Annotated in this window: 17 protein-coding genes; 5 read left to right on the plus strand and 12 right to left on the minus strand. The window is 63.2% G+C overall.

Features of this window, described 5'->3' with window-relative positions; all coding sequences use genetic code 11:
• Positions 1 to 203: 203 nt before the first annotated feature.
• Positions 204 to 1178, minus strand: coding sequence for a cation diffusion facilitator family transporter (locus DL237_RS02215; protein ID WP_119397400.1), 975 nt, complete (start codon positions 1176 to 1178; stop codon positions 204 to 206).
• A 94-nt stretch (positions 1179 to 1272) separates the two neighbouring features.
• Here DL237_RS02215 and DL237_RS02220 point away from each other — a divergent pair, with 94 nt between their 5' ends.
• On the plus strand, positions 1273 to 1683 hold the full coding sequence (locus tag DL237_RS02220; RefSeq protein WP_119397401.1) for a MerR family transcriptional regulator: 411 nt from the start codon (positions 1273 to 1275) through the stop codon (positions 1681 to 1683).
• Between the two features lie 127 nt (positions 1684 to 1810).
• Here the strand turns inward: DL237_RS02220 and polA are convergent, their stop codons facing one another.
• The 4 genes from polA to DL237_RS02240 all read right to left on the minus strand — a co-directional run bounded on the left by polA (position 1811) and on the right by DL237_RS02240 (position 7185).
• Positions 1811 to 4615, minus strand: a complete 2805-nt coding sequence (polA, locus tag DL237_RS02225; RefSeq protein ID WP_119397402.1) for a DNA polymerase I — start codon at positions 4613 to 4615, stop codon at positions 1811 to 1813.
• Positions 4616 to 4896: 281 nt separating this feature from the next.
• A complete protein-coding gene (locus DL237_RS02230) occupies positions 4897 to 5088 on the minus strand; it encodes a zinc-finger domain-containing protein (protein WP_119397403.1) in 192 nt (63 codons plus the stop codon).
• Positions 5089 to 5186: 98 nt separating this feature from the next.
• A complete protein-coding gene (locus DL237_RS02235; protein ID WP_119397404.1) occupies positions 5187 to 5561 on the minus strand; it encodes an HIT domain-containing protein in 375 nt (124 codons plus the stop codon).
• Between the two features lie 46 nt (positions 5562 to 5607).
• Complete coding sequence (locus DL237_RS02240; RefSeq protein WP_119397405.1) at positions 5608 to 7185, minus strand: DUF5928 domain-containing protein; 1578 nt, start codon at positions 7183 to 7185, stop codon at positions 5608 to 5610.
• A gap of 177 nt (positions 7186 to 7362) precedes the next feature.
• On the opposite strand from DL237_RS02240, the gene DL237_RS02245 reads away from it, so the two are divergent.
• A complete protein-coding gene (locus DL237_RS02245; protein WP_119397406.1) occupies positions 7363 to 8181 on the plus strand; it encodes a sulfotransferase family protein in 819 nt (272 codons plus the stop codon).
• A 110-nt stretch (positions 8182 to 8291) separates the two neighbouring features.
• Here DL237_RS02245 and DL237_RS02250 read toward each other — a convergent pair whose 3' ends face one another.
• The 4 genes from DL237_RS02250 to DL237_RS02265 form a co-directional block, all read right to left on the minus strand.
• On the minus strand, positions 8292 to 9335 hold the full coding sequence (locus tag DL237_RS02250; protein ID WP_119397407.1) for an acyltransferase family protein: 1044 nt from the start codon (positions 9333 to 9335) through the stop codon (positions 8292 to 8294).
• A gap of 310 nt (positions 9336 to 9645) precedes the next feature.
• Entirely contained in the window at positions 9646 to 10746 is a 1101-nt protein-coding gene (locus tag DL237_RS02255; RefSeq protein ID WP_119397408.1) for a site-specific DNA-methyltransferase, read from the minus strand.
• Positions 10747 to 10851: 105 nt separating this feature from the next.
• Positions 10852 to 11481: a ribonuclease HII gene (locus tag DL237_RS02260; protein WP_119397409.1), complete on the minus strand. Its 630-nt coding sequence runs from the start codon at positions 11479 to 11481 to the stop codon at positions 10852 to 10854.
• A 208-nt stretch (positions 11482 to 11689) separates the two neighbouring features.
• Positions 11690 to 12217 (minus strand): hypothetical protein, encoded by a 528-nt coding sequence (locus DL237_RS02265; protein ID WP_119397410.1) that lies wholly within the window; start codon positions 12215 to 12217, stop codon positions 11690 to 11692.
• A 221-nt stretch (positions 12218 to 12438) separates the two neighbouring features.
• Between DL237_RS02265 and DL237_RS02270 the strand changes: the two genes are divergently transcribed.
• The 3 genes from DL237_RS02270 to DL237_RS02280 are packed head-to-tail and all read left to right on the plus strand — an operon-like array spanning position 12439 to position 14207.
• Positions 12439 to 12753 carry a hypothetical protein gene (locus tag DL237_RS02270; protein WP_119397411.1) on the plus strand — a complete coding sequence of 105 codons (315 nt, stop codon included), beginning with the start codon at positions 12439 to 12441 and terminating at the stop codon, positions 12751 to 12753.
• Entirely contained in the window at positions 12725 to 13426 is a 702-nt protein-coding gene (locus DL237_RS02275) for a hypothetical protein (protein WP_119397412.1), read from the plus strand. Before DL237_RS02270 ends, DL237_RS02275 begins: the two co-directional genes overlap by 29 nt.
• A gap of 22 nt (positions 13427 to 13448) precedes the next feature.
• On the plus strand, positions 13449 to 14207 hold the full coding sequence (locus DL237_RS02280; RefSeq protein ID WP_119397413.1) for a LamB/YcsF family protein: 759 nt from the start codon (positions 13449 to 13451) through the stop codon (positions 14205 to 14207).
• 111 nt (positions 14208 to 14318) lie between these two features.
• Here the strand turns inward: DL237_RS02280 and DL237_RS02285 are convergent, their stop codons facing one another.
• The 3 genes from DL237_RS02285 to DL237_RS02295 form a co-directional block, all read right to left on the minus strand.
• Positions 14319 to 15497 carry an ABC transporter permease gene (locus DL237_RS02285; RefSeq protein WP_119397414.1) on the minus strand — a complete coding sequence of 393 codons (1179 nt, stop codon included), beginning with the start codon at positions 15495 to 15497 and terminating at the stop codon, positions 14319 to 14321.
• Positions 15498 to 15501: 4 nt separating this feature from the next.
• The gene (locus tag DL237_RS02290) at positions 15502 to 17211 is read right to left on the minus strand and encodes an ABC transporter permease (protein WP_407691894.1); all 1710 of its coding nucleotides are present in this window, start codon (positions 17209 to 17211) and stop codon (positions 15502 to 15504) included.
• A 114-nt stretch (positions 17212 to 17325) separates the two neighbouring features.
• A complete protein-coding gene (locus DL237_RS02295) occupies positions 17326 to 18420 on the minus strand; it encodes an extracellular solute-binding protein (RefSeq protein WP_119397415.1) in 1095 nt (364 codons plus the stop codon).
• Between the last annotated feature and the right edge of the window lie 28 nt (positions 18421 to 18448).

The following is an 18448-nucleotide window of genomic DNA, read 5'->3' on the forward strand; positions in this document are numbered from 1 at the left end:
AACAATGACTTGGTGCGCACGTTGCCACGTCGGTATCCGGCACCGCCATGCGCCGCGAAAGGTGGCGTCGCGGGCTGGCCGAAGCGTGGCCGCCGACGCCGGGTTGAGCGGCCTTTCACAACCCCGACGAGGAGCCTCGATCAGGCCGACCAGAGGGGGAGACCGATTTGCCCGGGCGGCGGGCCACGCGCCTGTGCCGTATGTCAGTGACCGATCAGGGGGGCGTCGTTGCAGGCATTCGTCGGCTCCTCAAGCTCGATCGTGACATGGGTCAGGCCAAAGGACTCGGACAGGCATTGCTTGATCGCCGCGCGGGTATCTGCGCCGCCGGAAGGGGCCGCGAAGGCGTCGGGGGTCAGAACGACATGCGCCTCGAGCGCGACTTCGCCTTCCTGCATCTGCCACAGGTGCAGGTGGTGGACCGAGGCGACGCCGGGCACGGTGCCGAGCTGCGCCGTCACATCGCCCACGGTCGGGGTTTCGGGACTGCCCAGCATCAGCAGGCGGATCACAGGCGTAATCTCGCTGCCGGCGTGCCACAGGATATAGGCTGAGATGGCGATGGTGACGATGGGATCGACCAGCGTCCAGTCATACAGCAGGATCACCGTACCGGCGACAATCACCGCAACCGAGCCGAGCGCATCAGCCACGTTGTGCAGAAAGGCCGCCCGCATGTTCACGCTGTCACGGGACAGGCGCAGCACCAGCAGCGCGGTGATGGTGTCGATGACCAGCGCGACGGCGGCGACGATGACAACCATCCATCCCGCCACATCGCGCGGTTCAAAGAATCGCTGCACGCCTTCGGCTGCGAGGAACAGGGCGATGACAATCAGCGTGGTATAGTTGATCAGGGCGGCGACGACTTCGGCCCGGCCATAGCCGAAGGTCATGCCGGCATCCGCCGGGCGGCGGGCAATGCGGCGCGCCAGATAGGCGATCACCAGCGACAGGGCGTCCGACAGGTTATGCACCGCATCCGCGATCAGGGCCAGGGAACCGGACAAGATACCGGCGATGATCTGAACGACCGTCAGCAGGATGTTGACGGCGACGGCCCATGCAACGCGGCGGTCCCCGACAAGATCCGGATCGGTATGATGATGCCCGGCGTGGGAGTGGCCCGCGTGGGAGTGACCTTGGGGGCTGTCGTGGTGCGAATGATCATGCGGCATATTGCGTCTTTCGTAAGGGTTTGTCGGGGCTGGCCCCCAGGTTGCCCTTAATCTAGGATCTCTAGTCACTAGAGCTTCAAGAGGAGATTTCACAATGTTTTCCATCGGAGCCCTGTCCCGGCAGACCGGGGTGAAAGTGCCGACGATTCGCTATTACGAACAGGCCGGGCTGTTGCCGGAGGGCGAGAGGACGGCGGGCAATCAGCGCCGCTATGGTCGCGCCGGGTTGGACCGGCTGCATTTCATTCGCCATGCCCGCGACCTGGGCCTGCCACTGGAGGCGATCCGGCATCTGCTGGAGCTGAGCGACAAGGGGCGTGACTGCCACGGCGCCCATGAGATTGCGCGCGACCATCTGGCCGACGTGCGGTCGCGCATCACCCGGTTGAAACGGCTGGAAACCGAGCTGGAGCGCCTGGCCGCCACCTGTGACCATGCCCCGGGAGAGCCTTGCGGGCTGATCGAGGCGCTTGGCGACCACGGGCAGTGCAGCGGCGCGCATTAGGCCCGCGATTCGGCACATCTCCGGCCCGCCCCGCCGCGCAGGGGGCGCGATGCAATCGCGGGCCCTGTTCGCGGAGAGGGTATTAGCGGGGGCGGGTTTGCAGGGCCGGGTTTGCGGGGGCCGGGCGCTAGTGCGCCTCGGCCCAGCTCTTGCCCTTGCCCGCATCGACGACCAGCGGCACGTCGATGTGCACTGCCGGATCGGCGGCATTTTCCATGACGCGGCGGGCGACCTCGGCCACCTCGTCAGCGGCGCTTTCGTCGACCTCGAACACCAGTTCATCGTGGACCTGCAACAGCATCTTGGCGGGCAGGTCGGCGATGGCGTCGGGCATCCGGATCATGGCGCGGCGGATGATGTCGGCGGCAGTGCCCTGGATCGGCGCGTTGATGGCGGCGCGCTTGGCGAAGCCGGCGCGAGGGCCGCTGGCGGCGATTTCGGGCGTGTGGATGCGACGGCCGAACAGGGTTTCGACAAAGAGGTGTTCCTTGGCGAAGGCGGTCGTGGCCTCCATGTATTCCTTGATGCCGGGGAAGCGTTCGAAGTAGCGGTCGATGAAGCCCTGAGCTTCGGCGCGCGGAATGCGCAGGTTTCGCGCCAGGCCAAAGCCCGAGATGCCGTAGATGACGCCGAAGTTGATCGCCTTGGCCTGACGGCGCACGTCCGACGTCATGTCTTCGAGCGGGACGCCGAACATCTCGGACGCGGTGGCGGCGTGAATGTCCTGGCCTTCGTGGAAGGCCTGTTTCAGCGCGTCGATGCCGGCGGTATGGGCCAGGATGCGCAATTCGATCTGGGAATAGTCGAGCGACAGCAGCACCTTGCCTTCGGGGGCGACGAAAGCCTCGCGGATGCGGCGGCCTTCCTCGGAGCGCACGGGGATGTTTTGCAGGTTCGGGTCGGTCGAGGCCAGGCGCCCGGTGTTGGCGCCGGTCTGGACATAGGAGGTATGAACGCGGCCCGTTTCGGGATTGATGTGTTCCTGAAGCGCGTCGGTATAGGTCGATTTCAGTTTGCTGAGCTGGCGCCAGTCGAGGATGCGGCCCGGCAGGTCATGTTCGGTCGCGAGGTCTTCGAGGATATCCGCGCCGGTGACATAGGCGCCGGTCTTGCCCTTCTTGCCGCCGGGCAGGGACATCTTGTCGAACAGGATCTCGCCCAGCTGCTTGGGCGAGCCGACGTTGAAGGTTTCGCCCGCGAGGTCGTGAATTTCGGATTCGAGTGCGGCCATCTTTTGGGAAAAGGCATTGGACATCCGCGAGAGCGTGTCGCGGTCGACCTGGATGCCGTGCATTTCCATCTGCGCCAGCACGGGCGAGAGGGGGCGTTCGAGGGTTTCGTACACCGTCGCGACCTTTTCGCGGTGCAGGCGGGGTTTCAGCTGCTGCCAGAGGCGCAGCGTGACATCGGCGTCCTCGGCGGCGTATTTCGCGGCCTTGTCGATGGCGACCCGGTCGAAGGTGATCTGGGATTTGCCCGACCCGATCAGCTCCTTGATCGGGATCGGGGTGTGGCCGAGGTAGCGTTCGGACAGCGCGTCCATGCCGTGATTGTGCAGGCCCGCATTCAGGGCGTAGCTGATCAGCATCGTGTCGTCGTAGGGGGCGACGGTGATGCCGTAGCGGCGCAGGATCTTGGCATCGTATTTCATGTTCTGCCCGATCTTGAGGACTGAGGCGTCCTCAAGCAGCGGTTTCAGCATGTCGAGCGCCGTGTTGAGGGGCATCTGGCCATCGGCCAGCGTGTCGGAGGCAAAGAGGCCCTCTCCTCCGTCCTCGGCCTTGTGACCGACGGGGACATAGCAGGCATGGCCGGCGTCGATGCAGAGGCAGAACCCGACCAGGTCCGCGACCATTTCGTCCAGCCCCGTGGTTTCGGTGTCGAGCGCGAGGTGGCCGCGTTCGTAGGCGCGGTCGATCCAGGATTGCAGCGCGGCGGCGTCGGTGACGATCTCGTACCGGCTGTCGTCGATCGCGGGCGCTTCGGGCATATCCGCCGCGGCAGCCGAGGGCGCGGGTTCGGTGATTTCAGGGGCCTCGGCGCCGAGGTGTTCGGCGACCCGGCGCGACAGGGTGCGGAATTCCATCTCGGCCAGGAAGGGCAAGAGGACCTCGGGGTCGGGGTCGCGCACCTCGAGGTCGTCGAGGGTGAATTCGAGCGGCGTATCGCAATCGAGCTGGACCAGCTTCTTGGACAGTTCGATCTGTTCGCGGAAGTCGATCAGGGTCTGGCGACGCTTGGGCTGCTTGATTTCCCCGGCGCGATCCAGAAGGTCTTCGAGCGAGCCGTATTCGTTGATCAGCAGGGCCGCCGTCTTGATGCCGATGCCGGGGGCACCGGGGACGTTGTCGACGCTGTCGCCCGCCAGGGCCTGCACGTCGACGACGCGGTCGGGCTTGACGCCGAACTTGGCCTCGACCCCCTCGACATCGATGCGCAGGTTCTTCATCGCGTCGAGCATTTCAACCCCGCCGCCGACCAGCTGCATCAGATCCTTGTCGGACGAGATGATGGTGACACGCCCGCCTGCCTCGCGTGCCTGGCAGGCAAGGGTGGCAATGATGTCATCGGCCTCGAATCCCTCGATCTCCTTGCAGGCGATGTTGAAGGCTTCGGTCGCGCGGCGGGTCAGCGGCATCTGCGGGCGCAGATCCTCGGGCATGGCGTCGCGGTTCGCCTTGTAGAGATCATAGAGATCGTTGCGGAAGGTATGGCTGCCCTTGTCGAAGATCACCGCGACATGGGTGGGCGCGTCGGGACCGGTGTTTCCCTCGACATAGCGGTGCAGCATGTTGCAGAACCCCGCGACCGCGCCGATCGGCGCGCCATCGGATTTGCGGGTCAGCGGCGGCAGGGCGTGGTAGGCGCGAAAGATGAAGGCCGAGCCATCGATCAGGTGAAGATGGCAGCCCGTGCCGAATTGTGTGCTCATGTTGCGCCTCCGGATGTTGCGGAGACCGTAATGCCACGAAGACCGCGGAGTCGCCAGCGTGCATCAACCGCCCTTGCCGCGACGGCCGCGCCCCCGACCGGCGAATGTGTCGGGACAAGGGGGCAATCCGGGGGCAAGGGAGGGGGGCGCTGCCCCCCGCGCCGGGGCGGCGCCCCCCCGGGGTATTTCCCGCCAGATGATGAAGAGCGCGCGGCGAAGACGGACCGACGGTGAGTTTAGGCGCGCCGGGCCGTGGGTGCGTGCGGGCCTAGTGACTGGGCCTAGTGGCTGGGCGCGTCGGGGGTGCCGTGGTCCTTGAGGACATATTTCGCGTCGCAATAGCCGCATTCGACGAAGCCGGTGTCGTCGGGGATGGTGAGCCAGACGCGCGGGTGACCGAGCGCCCCTTCGCCGCCGTCACAGGCGACCTTGTGGCTATCGACGATCCTGGTTTCCGGTGCTTCGATCGGCATGGGCTGTCCCTTTGCGAATGGCTGAGCTGCTGTGCTGGAATTACCGCGAAACAAGGCTCCGTGGCAAGCGGTGAGGCAGGCGGGCGCCGCGGCGCCGGTCAGGCCTGAGGCGCGACCATGCGGCCCATGTTGCGACCGGCCAGGATATGCAGGTGGAAATGCGGCACCTCCTGCACGCCATCGGGGCCGGCGTTCGAGATATAGCGCGCGCCGGTGTCCGGGGTGATCCCGGCGTCGGCGCAGATGCGCGCGACGGTGCGGTTGAAATCGACGATCTCGGCGTCGCTCGCCTCGGCTGCGAAATGGTCATAGGTCACGTAGGGGCCCTTGGGGATGACCAAGACATGAGTCGGGGCCTGCGGGCGGATGTCCGCGAAGGCCAGGGTGTGATCGGTTTCGAGAACGGTGTTGTTGGGAATTTCACCGCGCAGGATTTTCGCGAAGATGTTCTGGTCGTCGTAGGAATAGGTCAAGGTTTACCTCGGGTTGGCAGGGGTCGGGTGCGGGTCAGGACGGGCCTCAGTCCGTGAACAGGTGGTCGAGCGCCACGATATCATGTGCGGTGGCCAGTGGCACGCCCAGGAATCCGGCGACCGCGGGGGCATTTTCCGCCGCTGCCTGCTGTTCGCGGATGCGGTAGAGATTTTCGAAATCGCTGTCGCGGATCTGATCGGATTCGAAGGTCATGTCGTGGCGGATGGTGGGCAGCAGGCGCGCCAGGGTTTCGGGCGGCGTGCGTTCGCCCGCGAGACCGACGCGCCGGGCGTGGCCGGTGAGATAATCGTCGCTAAAGGCGCAGTCGATTTCGAGCAGGCGGGTCTGGGCGCGATCACTGCAGAAGTCGTGCAGCAGGTCGAGGCCGGAGGGATCCATGCAGACGACCATGCGGTCCGTCTTGTGATAATCGAACAGCATCCGCATCAGCGCGCGTCGGTGGCGGGTGCGTTTTTCCAGGTTGGTCTGGATGCCGCCGAGGTCGGGCAGCGGCGTGTGGTCTTCGTGAAACAGGTAATCGACGCAGTGCAGGCCGGTCACCTGGCGGATCTGGTCGACCAGCCGCTTTGCGACGTGCCATTTCTTGCAGATCACGATCATCAGCTGGCGTTCCCGTCCCAGCGAGCTTTCGGTTTCCCAGAAGCGGGTGGCAAAGCGGCGCCCGACGCGGCCGCGCCCCGAGAGGAACCGGAACAGCGAGCGCCCCTCGTTCGAGATCTGGAAATCGACACCGCGGGCGGCGTAGAGCTGACCCAGGCGGCGCTTCATTTCATGCGCCTGGGGGCTGATCTTGCGGGCAAAGAGGTAATCCTGGCCAAGCAGCAGGTCGTAGTGGTCGTTGTAGAAGGTGACCGGCATGCCGTAGTCGGTGAACAGCAGGAACGTCAGGGTGCGGGCGCTGATTTCGGTTTCCGGCACCAGGTGGCGCACGAGGGTCTGGAAGAACGTCTCGTCCGGGATCCAGGTGCGGCGGAAAAAGCGCATCACGTCGCGGCGGGTGCGGCAAAAATCGAGGATCGCCTCGATCGTGCGGCGGCGCAGGCACCACCACTGGGAGCCGATCTGGATCTGCAGGTCCGCCGGGATGCTGCGCGCCAGACCGAAGCGCCGTTGAAAGGCGATGGATCTGTAGAAAAGACGCTTGTTCTTTCGCTCGTTGAAGGGGTGCCGGTAGATCAGCCGTTCTTCCTTGATGCCGGTCTTGATCCAGCCCGAGCTGTGGAAATCGAAACTTTCGATATAATCCACCTCGTCGCGGTCAAGGACATCATGGGCGTATTCGGCGGATTTGATCGCCATGCAGTCGCCGGAGACCATGTAGAAATGCGTCGCACGCGGAAAGGCGTCGACGGCGGCCTGCACGGCGTGGAGCGTGGCCTGCACCAGGCTCCATTCGCCCCATCCGCACTTGGCCCGCTTGTGCGCAAAGACGACACGGGGATTGTCGTGGAGCGCGGCGCGAATGCGCTGATAGTCCGCCGGACTGGCACGGGCGTCGAAATGAATCGACATGTAGTCGCCCACCGCTGTCAGCCGCTGCGCCTGATCTATGATGGCCTCAGGATCCTTGTGGCACAACAATATGAATGCAATGGTCGCCATTGGCGAAACGTTAAGCCTTTCGACTGCATCAAGGTAGCCAAGTTTATGCGGCAACTTGGGTGCAAAAAACAGGCCTTGTTTGGGTTTTGCTGCACTATGGTCAAAGGGGCCGGAACGGGAGACGAGACCGGAACTGGCCGCGCGCCGGATCTGGCGGTGAGATCGGAGACTGGGTGAATGGGTTTTCCCGGAACATGGATGACGGAGAGCGAGAGCGTGATCTATCGCGTGGTGCCCAAGTGCGCCTGCTCGACCATCGGACAGATCCTGTATTATTCCGACCACGGACAATTCTTTGACGGGGACATCCATGATGCCACGGGCGGCCTGCACAAATGGGCGCTGGAGGCGAGCCAGCCCCTGATCGAGGGCAATGCAAGGGCGCACAAGAGCTTTGCCTTTACCTGCGTGCGCAATCCCTACACGCGCATCCTGTCCTCCTTTTTCGACAAGATCTGCGGCATCCAACGCAACGGCAGCCGCTATCGGGGCAACCTGGTGCCGATGCTGACCCAGAAATACGGCATCGAGGTTGGCGGCGCCGATGGCACCGAAACGTTTGACCAGATTGCCAGTTTTCGACGGTTTCTGCTGTTTGCACGCGACACGATCCGCTGGCGGCGCCCGATGGACCCCGATATCCACTGGTCGGCCATGTCGGGGCATGTCTCGACCTATATCGTCAACGGCGGGCGCTATGACGCGATCTTGTGGACCGAGGCGTTCAACGATGGCATGGGCAAGGTACTGGACCACATCAAGACCCCGCATCCCGTCGACCTGGCCACGATCCCGCGTTTCAACGAAAGCGAAGGGCATGGCCCGAAACGCCTGCACCCGGTCGAGGATTATTTTGACGATCTGTCGATGCACCTGGTGTACGAGATCTACAAACGCGATTTCGACATGTTCAAATACGACGCGCACGACCCGTCCAACAAGATGCCGGGGGGCGAGATCGACCTGGACGAGGTGCACGCGAAGCTGGGGGAGTAGGGCGGCCATGCGCGCCGCCCCCCCCTCACCCGTCGCCGGAAGCCAGCCCCCCCCGACACCGGCCAAGAATAGTCTGGCCGCAACCGCAAGACGATCGGCCTTGCCATGGCTCAGGCGGGTCGCACCGCCCTGAAAGGCCTGGTCCACCGGGTCACCGCCGCAAGCAAGGGCTTTTCGAGGCATAGATACGTCCCGACGCCCGCAGCGACCCCCAGCGTGACCATGATCAGCAGCGCAATCCAGGGATGGTTCGGCACGAACGGCGAGGCCAGCCGTACCGAGAAGTGAAACGACAGCAGGTGCACAAGGTAGATGGAGAAACTGGCATCGCCAATCAGCTCGAGCCCCGGAAATCGCCTTGGGGTGCCCGACGCGGCGAAAATCGCGCAGGCCGAGACGGCCCCATAGATCAAGGTTCGCGCCGCGCTGGACAGGCCCGGCAGGTTGAACAGCACGATCGGGGCGACGATCAAAGCCACAACCGAGACCGCAAACGCCCCGGTGGTATCGCGCATCCCCTTCGCCCGCAGGTAGAGCGCCGCCACACCGACGCCCATGGGAAACAGCAGGTTGAGATTGCCGGCCAGCACGTATTTCAGGGTCGCAACGCCAGAGTAATCGGGGCTCTGACGCACTGTGAAAGCCAGGCAGCTTAGTGCCCAGATCGCCAGAAGGACGTAAAAGGCGCGGCTGGAAAAGAAGAAGCACGCAAAAACGAGATAGAAGAAAAGCTCGTGCCTCAGCGTCCAGATGACCACCGGCAAGGGGCGCTCGACCGCGGGTATGATCAGCGCCGAGCTTAGCCAGGTCAGGACTGAATGGGTTTCATTCGTCACACCCACCGCGTTCAGGACGACCAGGAACGCGAACCAAAGCGAGACGACCATGAAGGTGATCGGAAAGATCCTGACAAAGCGCTTGAGCGCGTAGTTCTGAAGCGAGACCGGCCCCTTTTCGTCAGCGGCGTGGATGAAATATATGATGAACCCGCTCAGAACGAAGAACAATTCGACACCGCGCGTCCCAAGGTCCAGGTCCTCGACCCGGGTCAGGGTCGGGTTCTGCCTGGCCAGCCAGCTGGAGGCGTGATGAACAACGACGCCCGTCGCGGCGAGTCCCCTGAGCACCTGCAATCCGGCCAAGTGCCTTTTCATGTAACCACCTGATTAAAAAGGAAAAGCACCTAAGCGTGGTGAGCGTGTCGCCGGCATGTCAAGTCAAAGCCGCACCGCGATCCGCCTCTTTGGATTGCCCGCACAAAGATGCCGCGAAACCCGCCTGCTTGAACGCGGATGCCCATTTTCGCGCCCCCTCGGCAATCCCCGGGCCGCACAAAAAAAGCCCCACCGCAAGCGGCAGGGCCCAGTGCGCACCCTGCGTAAGACGCAGCGGTACAGGCGGCTGTGGTTTGGAGGGTACCCCGCGCGGGACCGGGTCAGGCGCGGGGCGAATTTCGCAGTGACGTCAGATCATCTCGGCACGAATCTGCTGGCGCAGCAGGTCGATCGGGATGGTCTGGCCATCTTTCTTGAAGCACCAGTAAGTCCAGCCATTGCAGGAAGGTGCACCTTCCAACGCGGCGCCCACCTGGTGGATCGAGCCCTTGACGTCATCGCCGATCAGCGTGCCATCGGCGCGGACCTTGGCCTTGTGACGGCCATTCATGCTCCACAGTTCCTCGCCCGGACGCAACATGCCGCGTTCGACCAGCTGGCCAAAGGGCACGCGCGGCTCTGCGCGTTTGGAGGCCGAGACCTCAAGCGTTTCACGGTCGAACTTGCGCACCCGTGCCAGACGCTTTTCCGCGACCTTGCGATAGGACTCTTCACGCTCGATCCCGATGAAATCACGGCCCAGCATCTTGGCGACCGCGCCGGTGGTGCCGGTGCCGAAGAACGGGTCGAGAACGACATCGCCGGGGTTGGTGGAGCCGACAAGAATGCGGTGCAGCAGCGATTGCGGTTTCTGCGTCGGATGCGCCTTGTCGCCGTTGTCGTCCTTGAGCCGCTCGTGACCATTGCAGATCGGCAGCACCCAGTCGGATCGCATCTGCACGCCTTCGTTCAGCGATTTCAGCGCCTCGTAGTTGAAGGTGTACTTTGCCCCTTCGGATTTCGAGGCCCAGATCATCGTTTCATGCGCGTTGGTAAAGCGTTTGCCGCGAAAGTTCGGCATCGGGTTCGACTTGCGCCAGACCACGTCATTCAGGATCCAGTAGCCTTCGTTCTGAAGCGCGGCCCCGACCCGGAAGATGTTGTGATACGACCCGATCACCCAGATTGCGCCGTTCGGTTTCAGGATCCGGCGCGCAGCCTTGAGCCAGTCCCGCGTGAACCGATCATAGGTTTCAAAGCTGGCGAACTGGTCCCAGGCGTCGTCAACGGCGTCGACCTTGGAATTGTCCGGCCGGTGCAGATCGCCCCGCAGTTGCAGGTTATAGGGGGGATCCGCAAAAATCAGGTCGATGGAATTTTCGGGAAGGCTGTTCATTGCCTCCACGCAGTCACCATCAAGAATCGAGTTCAGTGGGAGCATTTGCGCCCCCTTTACCTTGGTTTTCATCATTGCTCTGCCTCGTTACGGCGCGATTTTCGCGCTCGTTGTTATGGCTAAATGATGAGTCAAAGCAGAATCGGGGTCAATTTGTTTATTTGATTCAGGGGGTTAGTTTTAGTCTCGACACAATATATTGCGCACGGGGGCGAAGCTGCGCCTATGATGTGGGGTCACACCCAAATCCTGTAGGGCCGCCTTGTGTTGTTTCGTAGGATAGCCTGCGTTGCGTTCCCAGCCGTAGCCGGGAAAGTGTTGCGCCAAATCCCACATGATGTGGTCGCGGGCAATTTTCGCCATGATCGACGCCGCCGCGATGGAGAGGGAGCGCGCATCACCCTTCACCAGCGCCGTCGCGGGAAGGTTGAGACCGACGGGAATCCGGTTGCCATCGATCAGCACATGGTCGGGGCGCAGCGCCAGCCCCTGAACGGCGCGGCGCATCGCAAGGTGGCTGGCCTGGAGGATGTTGATCTCGTCGATCTCCTCGACCGAGGCATGGGCAACAGAAACCACGGCACAATCGCGCAGCAGCGCATAGACATCCTGCCGCCGTTTCAGACCCAGCTTCTTGGAATCGTTGATGCCATCGGGGATGCGCGCGGGGTCGAGGATGACGGCGGCGGCCGTGACCGGCCCGGCCAGCGGCCCGCGCCCGACCTCGTCCACCCCGGCGACATGCAGGGCTCCGGTCGCGCGGGCCTGCGTCTCGTAATGGAAATCGGGTTTGGGCGGCAACTGGATCATGGTCCGTGTTTTGATCAGAGGCCGGGCGCACACGCAAGATCTCGCACCATGTGTCGCACGAACGAGTGGGGAGGCGCGGCGGCGCCTCCCCACGATCATCCCGGCAGGAGATCTGCCCGGACAGTCATGGACCTGTCCATGGGCACTTGCCGGGATGGCCCGCGCGCCGCTTGGGGATATGTCAAACGGCGCGCGGTAACCGGGTGTCTCAGGAGGCCTGCCAGCCGTTCTGCTGCATGCAGACCTGGCGATAGATGTAGCGCGGCCCCTGGCGGCTGGAGGTTTCCTGCAGGCACGATTGCGGCAGACGCGTCGGGATCGACGCGTAGTCACGCGCACAGGCCGCCGAATACCCCTTGGCGCGGTAGCCATCGACATAGGTCATGACCAGGCAGTGGCTGGGCACGGCCATCACCGGGCGCGGCTGGTAACGCGGGTACGTCGGCCGCGAATCGTAGGCACGGCCCGGGCGATGATCATCGCGGCCCCGGTCACGGTCGTGCCGACGGTCATCGCGCCAATCCGGCTGCGGACGCGGGGGGTCACGCCGGGCCTGCTGCGTCTTGCGGTTGTTTTCATTGATCGCGTTTCCAATGATGAACAACGCCGTGGCACCGACGAACAGCTTTGCCAGATCCTCGTTCTTGGCCTGGACCGGTGTGGCGATCAGGGTGCTCATCGCCAGGGCGGCTGCGGCCAGCGTGGTAGTGAACTTGCGGGTTTTGCTCAGGAACATTGTTCAGTCCTCTCTCGGGGGGCGGTGATCCGGTGCGGACTCACCTGGGGTGGGGCGCCGGGCACAGGCTCCGGGCTTGATGTCCCGACACTGGCCCTGCCCCCCTTCGCCGCACAATAACGGCGCGTGGTTATCCGATAACACGCCCGCAACCACTGCGCCGTGGCGGGCGGCTTCGCTCTGTTATTGAATGGCAGCAGCAGTTCGCCCAAGGTCAGCGCATGACACGCACACATCCTCTCTCGCCGATTCCAATGGTGATGGCCCTCGGGCTGTCGCTGATCGCGGCCTTCGCCGTGCCGGCCACGGCTGCCGGCGCCTGCTATGCCGATTACAAGGCCAAGCGCGACAAACCCTATGAACTGCACTACGGGGTCATGCAGGTGTCGACCTGCGACAAGCAGCAGGCCGCCGACGAAGCCCGCAGCAGGCTTGCGCGCAACGGCTGGACATTGCTGAATATCGTCTCGGTTTTCGACGACACCGGATTGGCAGGCAGGAAAAGTGATGCAGGACCCTATTATCTTCGCTTCTGACCTCAGGCGCAGCGGCACCCGTGCCGTCGTTATCGGTCTGGGGGCGGTCGTGGCGGTCCTTTTGCTGGCGGCGGTGTTTCTGTTCGTGAACCTGCCCGACGCCAATGCCTTCAACACCCGGGTCGAACGGATCTTCGTGGACAACGACCTGACCACGCTGGCCGAGGTCAAGCTGCTGAACATCCTCGCCCTGTCCGGCACGGCGTTTTCGGAAACGCTGGCCAGCTACCGCATGGTGATCTTCGTTCTGCTGGTGTTTGCCACGGCACTGCTGCTTGCGGCGCTCGGCTTTCTGATCATGCTGATCGCGATGAACCGGCGCATGGCCCAGATCGAACGCGCCGGCATCGAGGTGAATTCGCTGATGATCAGCCGCGATGAAAAGATGGTCTACCTCAACAACCTCGGCTTCAAGCTGACGGATGCGGCCATCGAAACCCTCTCGGTCCTGGCCGAGGCGCGGATGGACGACGACGTCCTCTCCGGCGTGCAGATCGAGGCGATGATCAGCGGCAAACCCGAGGTGGATTGCGACGAGGCGGCGGGCGCCACCCGCATCAAGCGCCTGCGCGACACCCTGGGCAACCAGATCGTCAGCGAACTGCTGATCAAGAACATTGCGCGCCGGGGCTATGTTCTTTCCGTCGGCAAGGATGTTATCCGTGTGATCTGAACAACGGACCGGAGGGCCAGAGATGACGCAGATCGACCTGAATTCCGACCTGGGCGAAGCCTTTGGCCCCTGGAGCATGGGCGACGATGCCGCCATGCTCGACATCGTCAACAGCGCCAATATCGCCTGCGGCGGCCATGCCAGCGACCCAGAAACGATGTTCCGCTCGCTGACCCTGTGCAAGGAAAAGGGCGTGCAGATCGGGGCCCACCCCGGCTACGCCGACCCGCTCGGCTTCGGTCGCCGCGTCATCCCGATGTCCCCGCCCGAGATAGAGCGCCTGGTCGCCGCCCAGATCGGCACGCTGCAGGGCATCGCCGCCCTGGCCGGTGCGCAGGTCAGCTATGTCAAACCGCACGGGGCCCTGAACAACTTCGCCGCCGCCGACCGTGACGCCGCAGATGCCATCGCCCGCGCCGTCCGTGCCATGCCCGGCGCCCTCGCCATGCTCGCCGTCTCGGGAACCGAACTTGAGAGCGCCGCCCGCGCCATCGGCCTCACCACCGTGTCCGAAATCTTTGCCGACCGCGGGTATCAGCCCAATGGTCAGCTCGCCCCGCGCGGCACCCCAGGCGCGATGATCCACGCCCCCGACCAGGCCGCCGATCGCCTGCTGCAATTCCTCGCCACCGGCCTGATGCCGACCGTCGGCGGCGACCCCATCCCGCTGGAGGCCGCGTCGATCTGCGTGCACGGCGACAGTCCAGGCGCGGTTGCCATGGCCCGTCACCTGCGCGACCGGCTACAGGCCGAGGGCATCGCCCTCAGGGCCTTCACCTGATCCATGTTTCCCTGTTGAAAAAATCCTCGGGGGGATGAATTGCGGCCCCAGGGGACGCAAGAAGGGGGGCCGACAGCCCCCCTTCCCTCGCAAATATCCCTGAAAACCCGATCAGCTCGGCGTGATGCCCCGCATCCGCTCCGACCGGCGGCGCAACAGCTCGACCGTGGTCAACAGGCAGATCGACACGACGACAAGGATCGTCGCCACCGCCAGGATCGTCGGTGAAATCTGCTCTCGCAGCCCGATGAACATCTGCCAGGGCAGCGTCTTCTGCCCCGCCGAGCCGACGAACAGCACCACGACCACCTCGTCGAACGACGTGATGAAGGCAAACAACCCGCCCGAGATCACGCCCGGCAGGATCAGCGGCATCTGGATGCGAAAGAAGGTCGTCACCGGATTGGCCCCCATGTTCGCCGCCGCCCTGACAAGGGATCGGTCGAAACCGACCAGCGTCGCCGTCACGGTGATGATGACAAAGGGAATGCCAAGCGCAGCATGGGCCAGAACGACGCCGAGGTAGGTGCCCTGCAAGCCGATGCGCGAATAAAAGAAGTACATGCCCGCCGCCGAGATGATCAGCGGCACGATCATGGGCGAGATCAGGATCGCCATGATCGTCTGGCGGAACGGCACGTGCGGCTGGCTCAGCCCGATGGCCGCAAGGGTGCCGAACCCGACCGACAGCAGCGTCGCCATCGGCGCGATACGAACCGAGTTCCAAAGCGCCTGTTGCCAGTCGCTGTTGGTAAAGAAGTCACGGTAGTGACGCAGCGAATACCCGGCCGGATCGAAACTCAGCATTTCCGGCGTGAAGGTAAAGAAATTCTCGGCGTTGAAGCTCAGCGGCATGACGACAAGGATCGGCGTGATCAGGAACACCAGGATCGCACCGGCAATGGTGCGAAACGCATAATGCCACAGCACCTGCCCCGGCGTCGCATAGGGGGGCACGGCGGTACGGTACCGCCCCGAGGCCACCCAGAAGATGATATGGCCGAAGAAATAGCCCAGCAGAGCCCCCAACACCGCGCCGGGAATACCGCTCAGCAGCGCTCCGACGATGACGAACAGCGCCAGGATGCCCCATTTCGCGGTTTTTTCCTGGTCCCGCATGAAGGTGACGGCAAGGAACGCCAGCCCCCCCATCAGGATCGCTCCGCCCAGGACCCCGATCAGGCCTGAGCCCTGCGATGTCCCGATGAACAGACCGAAGAAGGCACCGAAGGCCGCCACCACACCGGCGGCGAACGAGACGGATTTGGGTTCGATTACAGCAAGTTTCATGTGATCACCCCAGCTTCACGTTGTCGATGCCGACGATACGGTCGTAGGCCCAGTAGAGAATGAGGACGCAGGCCAGCAGGATTGCCCCGAGCGCGGCACCAAGCCCCCAGTTGAGCGAGCTGGAAATGTGATAGGCGATCCGGTTCGAAATGAATGTCCCCGTCGTGCCGCCCACGATTTCCGGCGTGATGTAATAGCCGATGGACAGAATGAACACGAGGATCGACCCCGCACCGATACCCGGCACCGACTGCGGGAAATAGACCCGCCAGAACGCTGTCCAGTTGGTCGCCCCGAGCGATTTTGCCGCGCGCAGGTAGGTCGGCGGAATGGTCTGCATCACGGAATAGAGCGGCAGGATCATGAAGGGCAGCAGAATGTGCGTCATGGCCACGATCGTACCGAACTGGTTGTTGATCATCACCAGGCGGTCGCCGTCGGACACCAGCCCCAACCAGACCAGCACATCGTTGATCACGCCCTGTTGCTGCAACATCACCTTCCACGCCGAGGTCCGCACCAGAAGCGAGGTCCAGAACGGCAGCAGCACGAGGATCATCAACAGGTTCGCGCTTTTCGATGGCAGGTTGGCCAGCAGCCAGGCCACGGGATAGCCCAGCAGGATGCATGACCCCATGATCATCATCGACATGAACAGCGTCCGCTTGAACAGCATGATATAGATCTGCTGGTTCTCGGGGCGCATCTCGATCCCGTCCGGGGTCAGCTGCATGTCGATCGCGTTGAGAAAGTAGCCAGAGGTATATTTCGGGCTGTAGGTCTGGATGGTCGCCCAGACCGACGGATCCACCCAGTCCTTGTCCTCGCTCTGGAAGAAGGATTTGAGCGAGACCTGTTCAATGCCGGGCAACGCGGCCTTGGCGGCCTTGAGCGCATCCGCTTCGGGTCCGGTGTAGCCGTCGACGTTGGCCTCTTCGAGGTCGGAGATCAGGCCGACATAGACCGATTCCCAGGGGTCTTCCTCGGCCACCACATCGCCATCGACAAGCGCGGTATAGACCGCGAAATCGGAATAGGCGCGCACCGTCGTCGGCAGAAGCGTGGCAATCGAGTTCGAGGGCGCAAAGCCGACGTCGCCGCTCAGGCTGTCGCCGCTCATCCGGGCCAGCGCCTTGCGGCGGGCCTCGACGACTTCGGGGGCGGAGGTGCCGGTACCGCTCATCAGGGCGTACCAGAAATCACCGTCACCCCAGCGTTCGTCGGTTTCCTCGAGCGCGTCCAGATAATCGTCGCCGATGTCGTCCAGACCGCGCCCGGTAGAGCGGAACATGGAGGAAACACCGGTCTTTTCATAGTTCAGGCGGGTGCCGAGCTTGGTATGTTCCTTGGCCTCGGACGCCAGGAACAGGTCGAAGTAGAAATCTTCGAAGACCGCCTCCGATGGGGGCTCTCCGGTGGTGTGATCCCAGCCTTCGAGTGCTTCGGTCGTTGTGGGCAGCGTGTTCGAGACAATATCGTTTTCCACCGAGCGGAACAGCATGTCCGCGATCGGGGCAATGAAGGTGAGCAGCACGAAGATCAGCAACGGTGCGATCAGCGCCAGCGCCCGCAACTTCTGGCGCCTCAGGGCACGGTTCAGGCTGCGCTTGAGAGGGGTACCATCCGCTGCCAGCATCGGGCCCTTCTTCTCGGCCGTGTCGTTCGCTGCGGAGTTGCCCATGTCGATCGGTCCGGTCTGGGTCGTATCGCTCATGTCGTCCCTGTCGTTTTTTCTGTGAGCCGGCCCATTCTGATTTGTTTCGGGGCCGCTTTGGGGTGGGATGGGCCGCGTCGGCCCATCCCGGTATCACGTCAGGTCAAAACCCGATTACTGAGCCAGCCAGGACTGGAATTTCGCGTCGATATCGTCGCGATAGTCAGCCCAGAACTCGTAGTTGTAGAGGAACGTGTTCTCGGCGTTGGCCGGATCGGTCGGCATGTGCTGCTTCATCTCTTCGGGCACCAGCGGCGCCGAGGAGGCACGTGCGGGACCGTAGGAGATGTATTTCGCCTGATCAGCAAGACGCTGGGTGTCGGTGGCGAACATGATGAAGTCCTTGACGCGGGCCAGGTGTGCCTCGTCCAGACCTTCGGGGATGATCCAGCCGTCAAGGTCATAGACCTGTGCGTCCCACATCATGCCGACGGGCTGGTCCTGCTCCTCGATCACCGAATACAGGCGACCGTTGTAGGTGGAGCCCATGAAGACTTCGCCATCGGCCAGCAGTTGCGGCGTATCGGCGCCAGCGGACCACCAGATCACGTCGTCCTTGATGGTGTCGAGCTTGGCCAGAGCCTGCTCTTGCCCTTCGGGGGTTGCCAGAACGTCATAGACTTCGTCCTTGGCCACGCCGTCGCAGAGCAGCGCCCATTCCATGTTGTTGATCGGGCGTTTTTCCAGCGCGCGCTTGCCCGGGTATTTTTCCAGGTCGAACACGTCACAGATGTTGCTGGGCGCATCGACGCCTTCGGGCACCATGTCGGTACGATAGCCGAACGTGGTCGAATAGACGATCTGCGGGATGTAGCAATCGGAGACGATCAGGTCACCGAAGTCATCCGATGCCGAGGTGCCGTCATCGCCTTCGGCGAGCAGCTCGTCGGGATCGTATTCCATTGCCAGGCCTTCGTCGCACAGGCGGATGGCGTCAGCTGCAACGACATCGACCAGATCCCAGGTGATGTTGCCGGCTTCGTTCATCGCGCGCAGCTTTGCCACCGCTTCGTTGGAGCTTTCGTCCCAGGTCACGGAGACCTCGGGGTGCATTTCCAGGTAGGGCTCGACATAGGCTTTCAGCTGCGACGATTGATAGGCACCGCCCCAAGACACGATGGTCATGTCGTTGGCCATATCCTGAGCCGATGCTACGCCAGCCGTCATGGCCAGAGCCGTACCGGCAAGGAGGGTTTTCGTGAGTTTCATGTATAACTCCCAGTTATCCCCGTTGTTG

The organism is Pseudooceanicola sediminis (genome assembly GCF_003575965.1).
GTDB classification, from domain to species: domain Bacteria; phylum Pseudomonadota; class Alphaproteobacteria; order Rhodobacterales; family Rhodobacteraceae; genus Pseudooceanicola; species Pseudooceanicola sediminis.

Bases quoted from the DNA above. Each gene is read 5' to 3' on its own strand.
- DL237_RS02290 (WP_407691894.1), bottom strand. From the start codon at position 17,211: ATGAGCGATACGACCCAGACCGGACCGATCGACATGGGCAACTCCGCA.
- DL237_RS02260 (WP_119397409.1), bottom strand. From the start codon at position 11,481: ATGATCCAGTTGCCGCCCAAACCCGATTTCCATTACGAGACGCAGGCC.
- DL237_RS02255 (WP_119397408.1), bottom strand. From the start codon at position 10,746: ATGATGAAAACCAAGGTAAAGGGGGCGCAAATGCTCCCACTGAACTCG.
- DL237_RS02275 (WP_119397412.1), top strand. From the start codon at position 12,725: ATGCAGGACCCTATTATCTTCGCTTCTGACCTCAGGCGCAGCGGCACC.
- DL237_RS02265 (WP_119397410.1), bottom strand. From the start codon at position 12,217: ATGTTCCTGAGCAAAACCCGCAAGTTCACTACCACGCTGGCCGCAGCC.
- DL237_RS02230 (WP_119397403.1), bottom strand. From the start codon at position 5,088: ATGCCGATCGAAGCACCGGAAACCAGGATCGTCGATAGCCACAAGGTC.
- DL237_RS02295 (WP_119397415.1), bottom strand. From the start codon at position 18,420: ATGAAACTCACGAAAACCCTCCTTGCCGGTACGGCTCTGGCCATGACG.
- DL237_RS02270 (WP_119397411.1), top strand. From the start codon at position 12,439: ATGACACGCACACATCCTCTCTCGCCGATTCCAATGGTGATGGCCCTC.
- DL237_RS02285 (WP_119397414.1), bottom strand. From the start codon at position 15,497: ATGAAACTTGCTGTAATCGAACCCAAATCCGTCTCGTTCGCCGCCGGT.
- DL237_RS02215 (WP_119397400.1), bottom strand. From the start codon at position 1,178: ATGCCGCATGATCATTCGCACCACGACAGCCCCCAAGGTCACTCCCAC.
- DL237_RS02280 (WP_119397413.1), top strand. From the start codon at position 13,449: ATGACGCAGATCGACCTGAATTCCGACCTGGGCGAAGCCTTTGGCCCC.
- polA (WP_119397402.1), bottom strand. From the start codon at position 4,615: ATGAGCACACAATTCGGCACGGGCTGCCATCTTCACCTGATCGATGGC.
- DL237_RS02245 (WP_119397406.1), top strand. From the start codon at position 7,363: ATGGGTTTTCCCGGAACATGGATGACGGAGAGCGAGAGCGTGATCTAT.
- DL237_RS02240 (WP_119397405.1), bottom strand. From the start codon at position 7,185: ATGGCGACCATTGCATTCATATTGTTGTGCCACAAGGATCCTGAGGCC.
- DL237_RS02250 (WP_119397407.1), bottom strand. From the start codon at position 9,335: ATGAAAAGGCACTTGGCCGGATTGCAGGTGCTCAGGGGACTCGCCGCG.
- DL237_RS02220 (WP_119397401.1), top strand. From the start codon at position 1,273: ATGTTTTCCATCGGAGCCCTGTCCCGGCAGACCGGGGTGAAAGTGCCG.